Genomic DNA, 16,651 nt, shown 5'->3' on the forward strand with positions numbered 1-16,651 from the left:
CGCTAACTTAGCGGGCTTTGCGATTCAGTATTTATCGATTTAGCGATAAATTAGAAGTACACGTTAGCCCACCAAGAACTTGTCCAAGTGCGCCACCAAGCTAGCTCTGACATTTCGCGCTCAGGCGAAGTCAGTGCGACTTTTGTTTTCTGCTTTTGGTTAAATTCTTGTAACATAGCGTGTCTTACGAAGTAGTTTGTAATTGCGTACTAGTTAACTAGTATTTTTGTTCACTGTCAACCCTAAAGAAAAAATTATGCGAATTGATTTACACAGCCATACGACCGCCTCAGATGGTAGGTTTAGTCCACAAGAGCTGGTTGACCGTGCAGTAAGTTTCAATTTGGATGTGCTTGCGATTACCGATCACGACACGGTAGATGCACTCGCAACAGCCAAACAGTATGTTGCCGAGCAAGAACTCGAGCTAAAAATTATCGACGGAATAGAGATATCGACGGTGTGGGAAAACAAAGACATCCACATCGTTGGTTTAAATATCGATCCGGAAAACCCTGAGTTACGCAAGCTGATAGAAGAGCAGCAACAGCGCCGAGTTGTTCGCGCAGAGTTGATTGCGACCCGTCTAGCAAAGGCAACCCGTGAAGGGGTATTGGAAGAAGTGAGTCAGATTGCTGGTGACGCGCCGATTACGCGCGCTCACTTTGCCGCATGGCTAGTTGAGCATGGCTACGCTAAGACCATGCAACAGGTGTTTAAAAAATACCTAACTCGCAATAACCCAGGGTATGTGCCGCCAAACTGGTGTTCGATGGCTGATGCGGTTAAGGCAATTCACGCTGCTGGCGGGCAGGCGGTTTTAGCCCACCCAGGGCGATATGACTTGACCGCTAAGTGGATTAAGCGCTTAATCTCAGCGTTTGTTGAAGCTGGTGGTGACGCGATGGAAGTGGCACAACCGCAGCAAGGACAACAAGAAAGACGCAACTTGGCGGATTATGCTATACAATACAAACTATTAGCCTCCCAAGGCAGTGACTTTCACTACCCATCCCCGTGGATGGAGTTAGGACGAAACCTCTGGTTGCCATCCGGCGTAGAACCAGTGTGGAAAGATTGGGGTATCGAGCCTTCACATTCCGATACTCCTGAGAGCTAAGCTCGCTACTCAAGTGCCTCGATTCGACTTGGGTAAACACTATGAGGAATTACCATGAGCCAGTTTTTTTACGTGCATCCCGAAAACCCACAGGCTCGCTTGATTAACCAAGCGGTAGCAATCATTCGTAACGGGGGTGTGGTTGTTTATCCAACTGACTCTGGTTACGCACTGGGTTGTCAGTTGGAAAATAAGCAAGCGCTAGAGCGCATTTGTCAGATCCGTCGTTTGGATGAAAAACACAACTTTACGTTGTTGTGCCGCGACTTATCTGAGCTATCAAATTACGCACGTGTCGATAACACCGCGTTTCGTTTGCTAAAGAACAACACGCCAGGACCTTACACCTTTATTTTCAAAGGTACTAAAGAAGTGCCGCGCCGTTTGATGAACGCTAAGCGTAAAACCATCGGTATTCGTGTACCCGATAACCGTATCGCCCTAGACTTATTAGAAGCGTTAGGCGAACCATTGATGTCAACATCACTTATCTTACCTGGTAATGATTTTACTGAGTCTGATCCAGAAGATATCCGCGACAAGCTTGAACATGCGGTCGATGTGATTTTAAATGGTGGTTACTTAGGTGAGCAGCCAACCACGGTGATTGATTTTAGCGAAGATGAAGCACAAGTGGTGCGTGTTGGGTCAGGCGATCCAGCGCCATTTGAATCGTAAAAATCTCGCCTCTCAGTGGTTAAAATTTGGTGATTTCAGTCACGGTGTTTGGTATATTACGCGACCGCGAAATTAGGTCGCGTATTTCATTCGACGTCTGAGAAGACGACACATAGGTAGATAGATGAACGAAAAACTTCAGAAAGTATTAGCACGTGCTGGTCACGGTTCTCGACGCGAACTAGAAGCGTTGATTAAATCGGGTCGAGTAAGTGTGAACGGTAATGTAGCAAAGCTAGGTGAGCGCCTAGAAGATGACAACGCTATCGTTCGTATCGACGGTCACACTGTTTCTGTGAAAGCACAGGAAGAAGTGATTTGTCGTGTGCTTGCATACTACAAACCAGAAGGTGAACTGTGTACTCGTCATGACCCAGAAGGTCGTCGCACAGTATTTGATCGTCTGCCAAAAATCCGTGGTTCTCGTTGGATCTCTGTTGGTCGTCTAGATGCTAACACGTCAGGTCTACTTTTGTTCACAACTGATGGTGAGCTTGCTAACCGTCTTATGCACCCAAGCCGCCAAGTAGAGCGTGAATACCTTGTACGTGTATTTGGTGAAGTTAACGAGCAGAAAGTTAAGAACCTAGTGCGTGGTGTGCAACTAGAAGATGGTATGGCGCGTTTTGAAGACGTTGTTTACGCGGGTGGTGAAGGTATGAACCATACTTTCTACGTCGCAATCAACGAAGGTCGTAACCGTGAAGTTCGTCGTCTGTGGGAATCACAAGAGACAACAGTTAGCCGTCTAAAACGTGTTCGCTATGGTGACATTTACCTAGATAAGAAACTGCCTCGCGGCGGTTGGATGGAACTGCCACTTAAAGAAGTGAACTACCTACGTGAATTAGTTGAGTTGCGTCCAGAGCGTGAAACTATGCTTGATGAAAGCAAAGATGCGACTTCTCGTAAGCGCGAACGTTCACGCAGCCAAAAAATTCGTCGCGCAGTTAAGCGTCACGAAGAGCGTGTAAATGCACCTAAAGGTCGCAGCAATAACCCAGCTCGTCGCAAGCCGAAAACTGCGGCGGGTGCTCAGGGCTCACGCAACAAGCCACAAAAAGGTCAACGTTAATCCGCTGATTATGCAGATAACTAAAAAGCAGCCCTCGGGCTGCTTTTTTTATCCCTGAAGCCAGAGCGCTGTACTTAGCATGTATTGATGTCGCGCATCTAATCTTTGCTATTAATTTGCTGGTTAAATGAGCAAATCCAGAACACAGAAAAAGAAATATTCCTATGCAATAACTTGCTGTTTTATCAGGTCTCTCCTACGTTTTTATTGTGGTAGTTTACAGGGAATTGTAAATGGCAAGGCTAGGATATGGCGCGATAAAAAAAACTCAAGCGCCTCGATTGTTAATCGCATTTATTATCGCGATTGTAGTTTCACTTTCTTCATTCTCCTCTTTGGCAAAAGAGAGTGAGTTTGATGCCGTTCCCTCCTCTTTGCGTGGTGAGCTGACTCAAGAGCAGCTGCAAAATATTGTGGTAGAGCTTAAATATCTCGATGAGGTGCTGACATCATCGATTTTGAGTTATGCCTTTTCTGGTCATGAAAAGTGGTTGGATAGATATCTCGATACTGAGCCAAGGCTCACTGAGCTAATCAATGCTTTACTTGCTAGCCAAACCTCCAGCGATCACGAGCTTGTTAAGCAGCTTGAAGCGGTACATTTTGAACTAGTCGCACTTGAGATGCGGGCGATCGATCAGGTAAAAGCGGATCGTTTAGATGCTGCGATGGCGCAGATCAATGACGCGGATTACCATCTGTATAAAGACCAATACATGGCAACATTGTTGGTGCTTGCTAAACAAATAGAGCAGCGCATTACCAGTGAGGTTCAGACGCCATTCCCTTTAAGTGCAGAGCAGAAGCAGTGGTTAAATACTCATGTAGTGCGTGTTGGAATCGAAGACTGGCCGCCAATGCTTTACACCGATGATAAAGGGGCTCTAACGGGACTAGCAGGCGATATTGTCACTCAAATAGCTCACAGCTCAGGGATGAAACTTGAACTGGTTAAGGGCAACTGGAGTGAATTGCTGGCGATGTTTAAAAAGGGCGAGTTAGATTTACTTCCCCATGCTTATAAAACGGAAGAGAGGAAACAATATGGTCAATTCTCTACGCCCTATTTTTTAGTCAGAGAGCTCTATTTTGTGCCGCAAGGCAATACTGAATTGCAGCGAGTTTCTGATCTCAGCAACGCAACTATCGCCATTTCGGCAGGCTACACCACCATAGATAAAGTGAAACAGCTTTACCCTAATATTCAGGTGTTGGAGACGTCTGGAATCGCTGATGCTGTTGGTGCCGTGTTAGATGGTCGTGCTGACGCGCTACTCGATGCTGAAATTGTTGTGCAAAACTGGCTAGCTAAAAATAATATCACGACATTACGTGCCATCGATGAAGATGTCATCTCACCTTCCGCTTTGCATCTGTGGTCACACAACCAAGCTCCAATTCTACAGGCGATCTTGCAGCAAGGTCTGGACTCCTTGGAGCTTCGAGAAGTGATATTGAGCAAAGGCGATTGGTCACATTCGAGCGCTCCTGTCGTTGTCCCCAATAGTAACCTCAATTTGGTTGAATCACTTAAGTACGTGATCATTGCGGCAATCGTTTTGACTTTGGTTCTGATGTTGTTGATTTCGCGGGTGTTTAAAATCAACGACAAGGTACTTGCCCAGAAACTGGGGAATAAAGGTTTTAAGCGTTCAATGATGGCGGTCCAAGTGGTTTTGTGTGCAGTACTAATAACCACTGCGCTTATTGTGACTCGTTATGCTGAACGCAAAAGTGTGGAATCGATTAATCACAATTTGTCGACGGTGCTTGCATCGGCACACAAACGTATCGGTGGTTGGGTTGAGATTGAGCTTGATAGCTTAGGGCAATTAGGCAGAGATCCTCAATTAGTATCAATGGTAGAAACGCTATTACAAGTGCATCGCAAACCATCGGCATTGGTCAATACGCCGGTCCAACAGCAGTTGCGCAGTTTTATCGAATCGAGAACAGGGCTGGCTGGCTCATTTGGCTACTTCATAATTTCACCGGATCACATCAGCTTATCTTCTCGACGTGACACGAATATCGGCACAGTGAACTTGATTCAACTACAACGCCCAGATTTGTTGGCAAATGCCATGAGCGGTAACGCGGTCTTCATTCCTCCGATTAAGTCCGATGTGGTGTTGCAAGAAGAAGGTGAAACGCGACCGCCAACGATGTTTTTTGCGGTGCCGGTGACCAATAGTGCAGGCGAAACTATCGCAGTTTTGACTAAACGAGTGGATTTTCAAGGTGTGTTCTCCGGCGTTCTTTCAGCCGGATTTATCGGCAAAAGTGGTGAAACCTACGCGATTGATCGCTCCGGTTTACTGCTCTCCAATGTGCGCTTTGAGCAGCAACTGCAACGAATTGGTCTGTTAGATGAAGGGCAACGCTCTTCACTCAACATTCGCGTTGCCGATCCGCAGCAAGACCTTTCTCAAACACCTCAGAGGGCCGACCCCAACTGGCCGCTTACGGTTATGGCTGAGAGTATTAGTCAGCGTCAGTCTGGACGAAATTTGACGGGATACAATGATTACCGTGGCATACCTGTGGTGGGTAAATGGATATGGGATGATGCGTTAAATATTGGCATTGCGGCAGAAATGGATGTGAATGAAGCCTATTCGCTCCTTAACACATTTCAAATTACCGTTTGGTCCATGCTGACGGTGGCGCTGGTGCTAATGATAGGAACCAGTGCGTTTACCCTGCGCTTGGGTACGCGTGCGACGGCGGCTCTTGCAAGAACTCAGGTCGAGCTAGAAAGGCAAGTTAAGCAGCGCACCGTCGAATTGGAAATAAACGCCGAGCGGACACGTAACATTATCGACAATGCCTCTGACGGCATTATTGTGGTGAATAGCCAAGGGGTTATCGTTGAATTTAGCCCTGCAGCCGAGCAGATATTTGGCTATCGCGCTGAAGAGATCCTCAAACCGAAAACTTTAATTGAGTCGCTGGTGTTGCCTCCATTTCATGATGCCTACCAGCAGCAAGCAAATACAGAGCAGAGCCAACTTAATTTGGTGATGGAGTTTATCGGCTATAAAAATCCAGGTGAAGAAATCGATTTAGAAATATCGGTTAGTCAATCTGAAATCGCGGGTGAGGTGCTGTATACCGGGATTGTGCGTGATGCCACCAAACGCAAAGAAGCCGAGCGAGAGCTAAAATTAGCCAAGCAAAAAGCTGAGGAAGCCACCCAAGCCAAAAGTGATTTTCTTGCCAACATGAGTCATGAAATTCGCACTCCCATGAATGCCATTATTGGCATGAGTTACTTGGCGATGCGAACCGAATTGAGTAAAAAACAGCAAGATTATGTCAGTAAGATCCAAATATCTGCCGAGAACCTTTTGGGGATTATCAATGATATTTTGGACTTTTCTAAAATTGAGGCGGGCAAACTCGATCTTGAGCAAGTGGACTTTAACTTACAAGATACCATCGATAATCTTGTCCAAGTTGTCTCGCATAAATGCCAAGAGAAGGGATTAGAGTTATTAGTTAATTTGGATCCTAAGCTACCCAATAACTTAATTGGTGACTCGCTACGACTTGGACAGATATTGCTCAATTTAACCAATAATGGCATGAAATTTACCGAGCAAGGTGAAATTGTTGTCAAAGCAGAATTGGTGGAACAAGTCGATGACACCATCACCGCTAAGTTCTCTATCGCCGACACTGGGATAGGCATGACAGCGGAACAAATGGCTCGTCTATTCCAGTCATTTAGCCAAGCTGACGCGTCTACCACCCGTAAATACGGTGGTACCGGTTTAGGTTTAACCATCAGTAAGAACCTAGTCGAAATGATGCAAGGTAAAATTTGGGTGGAGAGTGAATTTGGACAGGGAAGCACGTTTTGTTTTACTGCCAAGTTTGGGTTGTCGCAACAACTTGAAACCAACAACATCAACAACACCGATAGCTTAGAAAATTTGTCGGTCTTGATCGTTGATGATAGTGATGCCGCTCGGGAAATTCTTGATACGATTTGTCAAAGCCTACATTTCACCACAGATGTTGCCTCGTCCGGTGCAGAAGCGTTAGAGAAAATTGAACAATCTCAGTCAGTTGGTCAGCCGTTTGATGTGATCCTCGCGGATTGGAAGATGCCAATGATGGATGGCTTGGAATTAGGTCGCCGCATTGCTCAAATCGATCATTTAGAGAAGTCTCCCTATTTTGTCGTCGTCACGGCGTATGACAAAGATGAGCTAACAGAGCATCTTGATGGGCTTAGCATCGACGCTTCATTGACCAAGCCAGTGAGCGCATCGACTTTACTCGATACGCTAATTGGCGTCATTCACCAAGAGCAGGGGCAACGCCAGTCAGTATCCAGCAATCAAATTGACACATCAATAGCCCAGGGCATCGCTGGCGCTCAGGTGTTACTGGTGGAAGATAATGAGATTAACCAGCAAATTGCTCTGGAGCTATTGAGTTTAATTGGCGTTGAAGTGGCGACCGCCAGTAATGGTCAGGAGGCGGTAGATAAAGTCTTGGCACATCCTTTCGATTTAGTCTTAATGGATATTCAAATGCCCGTCATGGATGGTTATCAAGCAACGCGCACCATTCGCAATACAGGGAAATATGACTCGCTGCCAATTATCGCGATGACAGCCAACGCGATGTCTGGAGATAGAGAAAAGTGCCTTGAGGCGGGAATGAATGCCCACTTGCCTAAACCTATCAACCCTAATCAAGTCTTCCAAGCGCTTGCTGATTGGATAGCACCGACCGGACAAACTGTTGAAGTACCAACTCATGCCAGTGATGACGATAATTTCGTTATTGAGGGTCTAGATACTCAAAGCGCATTAGCACGAATGGGTGGCAATACCAAAGCCTATCAAAAGACACTTCACAATGTGGTTCAAAGTGAAGCGGACGTTGCACAACGTATAAGCAATGCGGTCGAACAAGGGGATATCGATACTGCGGTCATTTCGGCTCACTCGCTAAAAGGCATCGTGGGAAATATTGGCGCGAACTATTTGGTGGAACCAGCACAAAAGCTCGAGCACACACTTACTGAGCAGAAAAATCAGCAGCGTTGTGAACTCGGTAAAGCAGAAAAAGAAATGATTGCCGAAATCGATACCTTAGTGAAGAAGATGATTAGCGCGATTACGCAAGCGCTTAACTCTAGTGCGCGAGCGCCAGAAAAGCATGATTTTGATGCGGTTAAGTTTCAGCAGCTTGCGACACAGCTTTACAGCCAATTAGATGACTATGACAGTGCTGCAGTCGATACCTTTGATGAAATGATGGCGAGTTCGGGAGCGACTGTTAATCCAGATCTTGCTAAACAAGCGTCGAGTGCTATTGCCAATTATGATTTTGAAGCTGCCTTGCCACTGATTAAGAAACTGCAACAAGAGATTAAGGTTTAAGGAGGAGTGATGATAGAAAGTGCCCGCAAAGACAAATCCGTTATCTTAGCGATTGACGATACTCCAAACATTATTGATACCGTAAAAAGCATCTTGGCAGAGGAACATACAGTATTAGCCGCGCCCAACGCTCAAGTTGCATTTCATGTCCTTGCCAAACGTCTTCCCGATTTAATTTTGCTTGATGTGATGATGCCTGGAATCGATGGCTATCAGATGTGTGAGCAATTAAAAGCAAATCCTGAAACACAAGATATTCCGGTGATCTTTCTCACCGCGAAGTCGCAAGAGATCAACGAGACGACCGGGCTTGCATTAGGCGCAGTTGATTATATTACCAAGCCAATTTGTCCGATGACGTTAAAGCAGCGGATAAAAAATCACTTGATGCTTAAAATCGCTCATGACCAGCTTGCCAAGCAGAATCAAATGTTAGAGAAAAGGGTGCAGGAGCGCACAAGGCAGCTAAATGATCTACAAGATGTAGCATTAGTCGCGATGGGGGCATTAGCGGAGTCGCGCGATCCGGAAACGGGCAATCATATTCGTCGCACGCAGGGGTACGTAGAGCTGCTGGCTAAAGAGTTAGCCAAACTCGAGCAGTATCGTGATTATCTGCAACCAGAAGTTATCACAGCGATGGCGAAATCAGCGCCATTACATGACATTGGCAAGGTTGGGGTGGTTGACAGTATTTTGCTCAAACCTGGTCCTCTAACTGAGGATGAGTTTGAGGAAATGAAAAAACATACTCAGTATGGCTACGCCGCAATCTGTGCGGCTGAAGGCTCGCTTGGTTATGCTGATAACTTCCTTATTTTTGCCAAAGAAATCGCTTATTCCCACCATGAAAAATGGGATGGTTCTGGCTATCCACAAGGTTTAAAGGGGCAGGATATACCGCTATCTGCGCGAATCATGGCGATAGCTGACGTATATGATGCGTTGATTTCTGAACGCGTCTATAAGCCAGCCTTTAGCCATGAAAAGTCAGTCAGCATTATTGAGCAAAGTCGCGGCAGTCATTTCGAGCCTTTGCTGGTGGATGTGTTTCTCGCTAATGCCGACCGCTTTCGTCAAATTGCGGCGGTCTATCAAGATAATTCCAGTAGCCAAAGCAATGGCATAAACAAGCAAGAAGCGCCAAACGCAAACAATATGGTAACCAGTGAGTAAGGAAGAGTGACATGGATGAATTTAAACGGGTGAATTACGACTCGCCTTACAAAGGAATGTCGGTACTGATTGTGGATGATTTTGAAGCCATCACTCGAACATTGTGCAGCGCGTGTGAACAGATGGGGTTTAAGAATGTGTACCAAGCTCGTGATGGGCTGGAGGCCGTGCAGTTTCTCAGTCGCATGAGCGTGGATGTCATCATTTCAGACTGGAAGATGCCCAAGATGGATGGCTTAGCACTGTTAAAAAAAGTGCGTGAGTCTAAACAGCACGCGAACGTTCCTTTTATTATGCTGACTGGTAATTTGTATCAGAGTGATGTTGTTCAAGCGATCGAAGCGGGCGTGTCTGAGTACTTAGTTAAACCTTTTTCTAAAGCGACATTAAGTGAAAGAGTACACAAAGCGTTTGTTTCACCTATCAAAGTCGGTGGGGTATCGCGAAGCGAGAATAAATCTGAACAGGCAGATAATGAAAGGCAACGAACTATCTTAGTGGTTGATGATGAACCTTCCAATCTTCAGGTGTTGGGTGAGGTACTAAAACCAAACTATAAGATCAAAGTGTGTCGCAGCGGTAAGCAAGCACTGGAAATTTGCGCAAAAAGTAACAAACCAGATCTAATATTACTCGATATTATGATGCCAGAAATGGATGGTTTGGAAGTTTGCTCAGCCCTTAAAGGTGATCCTGAAACAGAGTTTATTCCGATTATTTTTGTCTCGGCATTATCGCAAACTGATGATGTGGTGAAAGGACTAAAATTAGGCGCCGTCGACTATATTCAAAAACCTGTCATTCCTGAAATCGTGCTTGCGCGGGTTGATACCCACATCAAAGCAGTGATTCAAAGAGAAAAGCTGTCCGCACAGATTGATAGCTTGATTGACGCTTCACGTCATCAAGATGAAGCGCTGCAGACATTTTGCCATGACTTACGCAATCCGCTTACCGCCTTGCATGCGACCCTAACTGGGATGATTTCTGACAACCCGGACATTGAGTTACTTAAGCAAAGCTCTGAAATGCTGGTGCAACTGATAGATAACCATAGTGTTTTGATGGAGCTCGAACATGGTGAATTTTCTAGCACGCTTGGTCCTGTGATTGTCGAACATGCCCTCAATCAAGTGATTGCAAGTTTTCAGGCTAAAGCAGAGGCGAAGCAACTTGAGATCAAGCAAGATATCGACCCTGCGCATCTATATCTCGGTGATGAGGTATTAAGCTATACCATGTTCAGCAATCTGCTTGTTAATGCAATAGAAGCCGCACCGGATCAATCAAGTATTAATATTTCATCAAGCAGAGAAGAAGACCTGCTGGTGATCAAGGTCGTTAATCAAGGCGCCGTACCGCAAGCGATTCGCCAGCATTTCTTCGATAAATTTATCAGCTCTGGTAAAGATTCAGGGCGAGGTGTTGGGGCATACTCGGTTAGGCTTTGCGCCAAAGCGCAAGATGGCGATGTGAGTATGGAGTGTGATGAGAACAGCACGATATTAACACTTACAATGAAAGCGGTCGATTAGACCTTCACCAGCAGCGATAACTGCTGATGGCTCAGGCGGTTAGATCGTCACTTGGTTACGCCCATTTTCTTTCGATTGATAAAGCGCTTGGTCTGCAATTTGATAGGCTTCAGCAAAGCTACCTTGTTCGAGGTAGACGCCGCCGACGGAGATAGTGACGTTCAAATCTGCGATTTTTTCTACCACAACACACTGGCGAATCGCTTCGGCTTTTTCGCGTAAAACCGTCTCGTCCATATCTTTAAATAAGATGATAAATTCTTCGCCACCCCAGCGAACGGCAACATCACTGGCACGAATCTGTTTTGCAATACGGCGAGTGACTTCGCTAATCACATCATCGCCCATTTTGTGACCGAAGGTATCATTGATCGACTTAAAAAAATCGATATCTATAATAAGCATCGAAAACTGGTTGAGCTTTTTCAGTCTTGTTTCATAAAAGTCTCGGCGATAAAAACCAGTCATACGATCACGATAAATGCGTTGTTTGTTACGCTTATAGAGCACCATCAACATGTGACCAAAGAGCGTAATTAAAACCGCAGGAACAAAGGTTCGTTCAAAGATTTCCCACGCGCCAAAACCGACATAGGTCGTCTCTGCATCGGTACATGAAATCACGGCAGGCACTCGAAATGAGAACCGATGCTGCATAGTGTCAGCAGCAGTAAAGAACTCGCGATTAAACTGATCAATTTTGTAGTCGATAAAGCTGTTTTTATATCAACAGCAAGAAGCGCATCCAATTCTCGATTGTTGTAGACGGGGTAATAGACCGTTCTTACCATCTGATTTGTGCCAGGTTCTGCATATGGCTCTGATAACTTGATATTGCAGCCATAAAACTGATCGAAGGTCTTGCTCAGCCTTTCTTGTTCAACAATGTTGGTCATTACATCGTTGGCTTTGTATTCACTATAACGATTAGCGTATGCAGGACGTAGAGGATCAAAGTGACCGTAAATAGATGGGTGTTCGAAGATCGCGATTGTCCAAACATGTTTGGGAGCGACGGTCTCTAGTTGTACGCGTAGTTTATTAATACCCGTCGAGAGTATTTTTACGTTGGTATCCTGCGAGACCATAATACTGACGCCGTTACGAACGTGGGTACCGCGGGTAAGATAGGTGGTATCGGTATTGTTGTAATACTGGGCAAAGCGACGACTAATGGAATATATCTGATTAAAATCGCTGACAATGGATTTAGACAGTTGTTTGAGTAGCAGAGCATTATAAATCGCGTATGAAAAACCGACGATGAGCATCGTTAAGACTAGCAGTTTTACACATGGTAAAATGTGTCGTTTATAAGTGTGATTGAAAGTTATGCTCATTAGTTTTCATATTCTATGCTTGAGGCGCAAGTTTAGATATCGATGCTATTAATTCAATTATATCTAGCAATTGTCACGATTGATTATTTTTATGACAAATTCATCTCAGCAAGGAAATGGAAGTGTACTTTGAGACACATTGCTAGGTGGTGCGTATAATATTTCATCAAATCAGTGTGATAGCGACAGGGAATAGACTTATTTGACGCAATTTTTACCGTGATGAGAGTAGCAATCGCTACTCGTTTTCTTGAGCCATTCCAATGCGACGCCCATTTTTTTTTCTTTTACGATGAGCCTATCGACCTGAATTAACCAGTCACACTCTTCATCGGGCAATTTGAGTTTTTGTAAATTTGGGGCTTTCTCAATCATATGATCGGGCGCCAATAGCCAACTATCAGTGACTTGCAGTAGCTCAGTGGCTGATTGTAGGTGGTTAACGTGGGTTAAGGTAGCCGAGAATGATTGGCTGTAGTGGCAGTCGTGATCGGGCAGTACGATTTGACGATATCTTTTAACTTGTTCAAAACTCATATTCTTTTCGCCAAGTAGAGGGTGGCTTTTGTTTACAGCGATTGAAAATGGCACATAGCCAATTGAGCCGACTTCAATTCCGGTTGGATAGTTTGTACTCCAAGCCATAAAACCTATATCAGCTTTACTACTATTCACCAAGGCGACAACGTCTTGGTTGTTTTCAATACAAAGATGCAGCTCGGTATCAGGAAACTGAGCTGAAAAATCCCCCATCATTTGGTAGAAATTGTTCGTCAGTAACAGAGAATTCACTGCAACCGTTAACTTCGCTTCAATACCTGCGTTAAACGCTTGGAGCATGTTCGAGACACTTTGTGAGTGCTCAAGTAATGCAATTGCGCGTCTGTAGAGGTGGCGACCTTGCTCAGTCAGAATTGGCGTGCGTGATGAGCGATCAAATATCAAAATACCGGTATCAATTTCCAAGTTTGAGATGGTTGTACTGACTGCAGATTGCGCCTTGGCGAGTTTTCTTGCTGCCGCTGAAAACGAACCACACTCGACACACAGCACTAAGGTTTCTAATTGTTGTAAGTTAAACATGATTATCTATCTAAAAATTAGATGGTAGTTAACTATGTTTAATATCATATTTAGATGACAATCGTAACTCAAAGCAAATCAATTAAATGGTAAGTAATGAACTACGAATCTTCTGAACAGTTGAGCGACACGCAAAAACAACTGCAAGAGCTACGAGAGCGTTTGAAAAAAAACACAGAATCGATGAACAATTCAGCAAAGAAAATCGACGTAAATCAAGCTATGTCGGCTGTAATAACCACCATTGGAACGTTCGAAAAGTCTTAGTTGGTTCGATGCTTGTTGGCGGCTATTATATCCAACAAGCATCAAACCCAAGAAATCTTCCTAAGTTAAGTTTGCTTATGTTCAGCTGCGATGCATCATTTGATCAGCGATAGGATGGGTTTGAATTCTTCCGCTCGACAATCTTTGACTAACTCATACAAGCACATTTCGAGACCAGTAATTTTAACGTTCTCTCGAGAAAACTTAGTCAGTGCCAGTTGTTTGTTTTGTGCTGCTCGAGATGAAATACAATCACTGACAACATGAATATCAAAGTGGAGGTTGGCGAGGTGGGTGGCAGTTTGATAAACGCAAATATGCGCTTCAATTCCACAAACTAGCCACGAGTGTTTTTGTGCTTCATTTAACGCATGTTTAAACCCGACTTCACTACACCCATCGAAGGTGAATTTGGTAATAGGCGCTTGCTCGCCCATTAGTTCACTAATACTATCGACGGTAGGACCGAGTTTCTCTGGGTTTTGCTCAAGCCAAATTATCGGCAGTCCAAGTGCTTGCGCACCTTGTATCAGTTTACTGCAGTTGGCAATCAAAGTTTCGCTGTCATCAACTAAGCTAGCAAGTTTACCTTGGATATCAACAACGATTAGGCCAGTATCTTCTTTATTTAGCATATTAAGCCCTCATTAGAATTCATTACTCGCCAACAATCAGTTGCATTGGAACGTCAACCATACCTTTATGGTTACGTACTCCTTGCGTTCGCTTAAAGCCAAAGCGCGCATACACTTGTTCGGCATTGAGTGCCGAGTTAACAGTAAACGTACCACTATTACCATTTTGTAGCGATATCGCTTTAAGCTGGTGCCACAGTTGCGTTGATAAACCTTGTCCTTGATGATCTTCTTTGACAAATAAATGGTACAGATGCGAGTAGTCTCGAACGCTACCTGCAGCGACCACTTGTTTGTATTGATTTTCTGCGACTAAATAATAATAGTTGCTTGTGAGGTACTCGGCGATTTTATCGGCTGACATAGAATTGAGCACGATATGATGCACGCTTTCATCCCAAGTAGGACAAACGAATTTTTTGGTTAGAGGGACAATAAGGCTACTGATTTGCTCGGCATCCTCAGTCGTTGCGCGGCGAATGGTGATTTTCATACACTTCCTTGCTTATCAGTTGAGCGTAACTGTTTGATCATTTTACGCATATCCATTTGCGTATCTTGATAGATTAAAAGCTCGTCGTTATCTCTACTAAGGTATCAAGATGATCTATTGAGTCAATATAACAGCAATAAAAAAGCCAGCTTGAATAAGCTGGCTTGAAACTGGAATTTAGAGTGTACTTACGCGTTTTCTAGCTGCGCCATGATATCGCGAGCAACGGCTTCCGCGACTTTGATGCCATCGATACCCGCAGAAAGGATACCGCCTGCGTAACCTGCACCTTCACCTGCTGGGAAGAAGCCTTTTAGGTTAACGCTTTGGAAATCTTTACCACGTTTGATACAAACTGGTGAAGAGGTACGTGTCTCTACGCCGGTCAATAGACCATCTTCACTTGCAAAACCTTTGATCTTGCGATCAAACGCTGGGATGGCTTCACGGATTGCTTCAATAGCAAATGGTGGTAGTGCTTTTGAAAGATCCGTTAGCTTGATACCTGGCGTAAATGAAGGCTCAACGTCACCAATCGCACTTGGATCGCGACCTTTGAGGAAGTCACCGATTTTCTGTGCTGGTGCGTCATAGTTTTCGCCGCCCAGTAGGTAAGCATTTGATTCAAGTTCACGTTGGAAACGAATACCTGCCAGTGGGTCGCCAGGGTAATCCACTTCTGGAGAAATACCCACTACGATAGCGCTGTTTGCGTTACGTTCAGCACGAGAGTATTGGCTCATGCCGTTGGTTACTACACGACCTTCTTCTGACGTCGCTGCGACCACAGTACCACCCGGACACATACAGAAGCTGTATACCGTGCGACCATTTTTACAGTGGTGCACAAGTTTGTAGTCTGCCGCGCCTAGAAGAGGGTGACCAGCGTTAGGACCAAAGCGAGCTTCATCGATCATAGATTGTTTGTGTTCAATACGGAAACCAACAGAAAAAGGTTTCGCTTCCATATAAACGCCACGCTCGTTTAGCATTTCAAATGTGTCACGCGCACTGTGACCAACAGCCAGTACCACATGACGAGATTTGATTTCTTCGCCGTTTGATAGCGTTACGCCAGTAATTTGCTCGCCATCCATTTGGATGTCGTCAACGCGCGTGCTAAAACGAATTTCACCGCCAAGTTCTAGGATTTTCGCGCGCATTTTTTCAATCATGGTTACCAGTTTAAAGGTACCGATGTGCGGCTTACTTACGTATAGGATCTCTTCCGGTGCGCCAGCGGCAACAAACTCAGTGATTACCTTACGACCGTAGAAGTTTGGATCTTTAACTTGGCTGTAGAGCTTACCGTCAGAGAAAGTACCAGCGCCACCTTCACCAAACTGTACGTTCGATTCAGGGTTTAGGGTGCGCTTACGCCAGAAGCCGAAGGTGTCTTTAGTACGCTCACGTACTTCTTTACCACGCTCAACAATAATTGGGTTAAAACCCATTTGCGCAAGTACTAGACCTGCGAATAGACCACAAGGACCAAAACCAATCACCACAGGGCGCTCAGTTAGATTCTCAGGTGCTTTCGCGACAAACTTGTATTCCATATCTGGCGTTTGGCGTACATGCGGGTCTTTAGTGAATTTCTCTAGTAGGGCATTTTCATCGCCCTCAACAATCACATCTAGCGTATAGATAAGGTGAATGTTAGTTTTCTTACGAGCATCGTAGCCACGTCTAAATACATTGAAAGAGATAACTTGCTCAGCATTAATGCCAAGCTTTTCTGAAATAGCGTCAAGCAGTGCGCCTTCCTCGTGATCAAGAGGAAGCTTGATTTCATTTAAACGTATCATGTTGATGTCTCGTTGTTTATGGTGTCTTAGCTGCAAAGG

The 16,651-nt window shown here is 44.9% G+C and carries 14 protein-coding genes and 1 other annotated feature (1 of these 15 running past the window's edge); of the genes, 7 read left to right on the forward strand and 7 right to left on the reverse strand.

What is annotated here, in order from left to right:
- Nucleotides 1-104: a sequence feature (Trp leader region), on the reverse strand (it extends 11 nt beyond the left edge of the window).
- On the reverse strand, nt 51-176 hold the full coding sequence (trpL2, locus tag DPF93_RS11400) for a tryptophan operon leader peptide (RefSeq protein WP_075651236.1): 126 nt from the start codon (nt 174-176) through the stop codon (nt 51-53). It overlaps the preceding feature by 54 nt.
- An 80-nt stretch (nt 177-256) precedes the next feature.
- On the opposite strand from trpL2, the gene rnm reads away from it, so the two are divergent.
- The 6 genes from rnm (at nt 257) to DPF93_RS11430 (ending at nt 10,986) form a co-directional block, all read left to right on the forward strand.
- Nucleotides 257-1,120: an RNase RNM gene (gene rnm, locus DPF93_RS11405; protein WP_114766288.1), complete on the forward strand. Its 864-nt coding sequence runs from the start codon at nt 257-259 to the stop codon at nt 1,118-1,120.
- Between the two features lie 54 nt (nt 1,121-1,174).
- Complete coding sequence (locus tag DPF93_RS11410; protein ID WP_114766289.1) at nt 1,175-1,798, forward strand: L-threonylcarbamoyladenylate synthase; 624 nt, start codon at nt 1,175-1,177, stop codon at nt 1,796-1,798.
- 124 nt (nt 1,799-1,922) lie between these two features.
- Nucleotides 1,923-2,873, forward strand: coding sequence for a 23S rRNA pseudouridine(2605) synthase RluB (rluB, locus tag DPF93_RS11415; RefSeq protein ID WP_114766290.1), 951 nt, complete (start codon nt 1,923-1,925; stop codon nt 2,871-2,873).
- 233 nt (nt 2,874-3,106) lie between these two features.
- Nucleotides 3,107-8,275 carry a response regulator gene (locus DPF93_RS11420; RefSeq protein ID WP_114766291.1) on the forward strand — a complete coding sequence of 1,723 codons (5,169 nt, stop codon included), beginning with the start codon at nt 3,107-3,109 and terminating at the stop codon, nt 8,273-8,275.
- Nucleotides 8,276-8,284: 9 nt separating this feature from the next.
- On the forward strand, nt 8,285-9,451 hold the full coding sequence (locus DPF93_RS11425; protein ID WP_114766292.1) for an HD domain-containing phosphohydrolase: 1,167 nt from the start codon (nt 8,285-8,287) through the stop codon (nt 9,449-9,451).
- Nucleotides 9,452-9,462: 11 nt separating this feature from the next.
- On the forward strand, nt 9,463-10,986 hold the full coding sequence (locus DPF93_RS11430) for a response regulator (protein WP_114766293.1): 1,524 nt from the start codon (nt 9,463-9,465) through the stop codon (nt 10,984-10,986).
- A 39-nt stretch (nt 10,987-11,025) separates the two neighbouring features.
- On the opposite strand, the gene DPF93_RS21475 is transcribed toward DPF93_RS11430, so the two are convergent.
- The 3 genes from DPF93_RS21475 to DPF93_RS11440 form a co-directional block, all read right to left on the reverse strand.
- Nucleotides 11,026-11,610, reverse strand: a complete 585-nt coding sequence (locus DPF93_RS21475; RefSeq protein WP_244204714.1) for a GGDEF domain-containing protein — start codon at nt 11,608-11,610, stop codon at nt 11,026-11,028.
- Nucleotides 11,607-12,326 (reverse strand): hypothetical protein, encoded by a 720-nt coding sequence (locus DPF93_RS21480; protein ID WP_244204715.1) that lies wholly within the window; start codon nt 12,324-12,326, stop codon nt 11,607-11,609. Before DPF93_RS21480 ends, DPF93_RS21475 begins: the two co-directional genes overlap by 4 nt.
- 198 nt (nt 12,327-12,524) lie before the next feature.
- Entirely contained in the window at nt 12,525-13,409 is an 885-nt protein-coding gene (locus DPF93_RS11440) for a LysR family transcriptional regulator (RefSeq protein WP_114766294.1), read from the reverse strand.
- 96 nt (nt 13,410-13,505) lie between these two features.
- Here DPF93_RS11440 and DPF93_RS21330 point away from each other — a divergent pair, with 96 nt between their 5' ends.
- Complete coding sequence (locus DPF93_RS21330) at nt 13,506-13,676, forward strand: hypothetical protein (protein WP_164675355.1); 171 nt, start codon at nt 13,506-13,508, stop codon at nt 13,674-13,676.
- 95 nt (nt 13,677-13,771) lie between these two features.
- Here DPF93_RS21330 and DPF93_RS11445 read toward each other — a convergent pair whose 3' ends face one another.
- The 3 genes from DPF93_RS11445 to DPF93_RS11455 all read right to left on the reverse strand — a co-directional run bounded on the left by DPF93_RS11445 (nt 13,772) and on the right by DPF93_RS11455 (nt 16,612).
- Nucleotides 13,772-14,311, reverse strand: a complete 540-nt coding sequence (locus tag DPF93_RS11445) for an isochorismatase family protein (protein WP_114766295.1) — start codon at nt 14,309-14,311, stop codon at nt 13,772-13,774.
- A gap of 22 nt (nt 14,312-14,333) precedes the next feature.
- A complete protein-coding gene (locus DPF93_RS11450) occupies nt 14,334-14,804 on the reverse strand; it encodes a GNAT family N-acetyltransferase (RefSeq protein WP_114766296.1) in 471 nt (156 codons plus the stop codon).
- 188 nt (nt 14,805-14,992) lie between these two features.
- Nucleotides 14,993-16,612, reverse strand: a complete 1,620-nt coding sequence (locus tag DPF93_RS11455) for an NAD(P)/FAD-dependent oxidoreductase (RefSeq protein WP_114766297.1) — start codon at nt 16,610-16,612, stop codon at nt 14,993-14,995.
- Nucleotides 16,613-16,651: the final 39 nt, after the last annotated feature.

Origin of the sequence: Vibrio rhodolitus, assembly GCF_003350325.1 — a bacterium.
GTDB classification, from domain to species: Bacteria; Pseudomonadota; Gammaproteobacteria; order Enterobacterales; family Vibrionaceae; genus Vibrio; species Vibrio rhodolitus.

Coding starts and splice junctions, on each gene's coding strand:
- DPF93_RS11425 (WP_114766292.1), top strand. CDS start 8,285: ATGATAGAAAGTGCCCGCAAAGACAAATCCGTTATCTTAGCGATTGAC.
- DPF93_RS21330 (WP_164675355.1), top strand. CDS start 13,506: ATGAACTACGAATCTTCTGAACAGTTGAGCGACACGCAAAAACAACTG.
- DPF93_RS21480 (WP_244204715.1), bottom strand. CDS start 12,326: ATGAGCATAACTTTCAATCACACTTATAAACGACACATTTTACCATGT.
- trpL2 (WP_075651236.1), bottom strand. CDS start 176: ATGTTACAAGAATTTAACCAAAAGCAGAAAACAAAAGTCGCACTGACT.
- rnm (WP_114766288.1), top strand. CDS start 257: ATGCGAATTGATTTACACAGCCATACGACCGCCTCAGATGGTAGGTTT.
- DPF93_RS11450 (WP_114766296.1), bottom strand. CDS start 14,804: ATGAAAATCACCATTCGCCGCGCAACGACTGAGGATGCCGAGCAAATC.
- DPF93_RS11420 (WP_114766291.1), top strand. CDS start 3,107: ATGGCAAGGCTAGGATATGGCGCGATAAAAAAAACTCAAGCGCCTCGA.
- DPF93_RS11440 (WP_114766294.1), bottom strand. CDS start 13,409: ATGTTTAACTTACAACAATTAGAAACCTTAGTGCTGTGTGTCGAGTGT.
- DPF93_RS11445 (WP_114766295.1), bottom strand. CDS start 14,311: ATGCTAAATAAAGAAGATACTGGCCTAATCGTTGTTGATATCCAAGGT.
- DPF93_RS11410 (WP_114766289.1), top strand. CDS start 1,175: ATGAGCCAGTTTTTTTACGTGCATCCCGAAAACCCACAGGCTCGCTTG.
- DPF93_RS11430 (WP_114766293.1), top strand. CDS start 9,463: ATGGATGAATTTAAACGGGTGAATTACGACTCGCCTTACAAAGGAATG.
- DPF93_RS11455 (WP_114766297.1), bottom strand. CDS start 16,612: ATGATACGTTTAAATGAAATCAAGCTTCCTCTTGATCACGAGGAAGGC.
- rluB (WP_114766290.1), top strand. CDS start 1,923: ATGAACGAAAAACTTCAGAAAGTATTAGCACGTGCTGGTCACGGTTCT.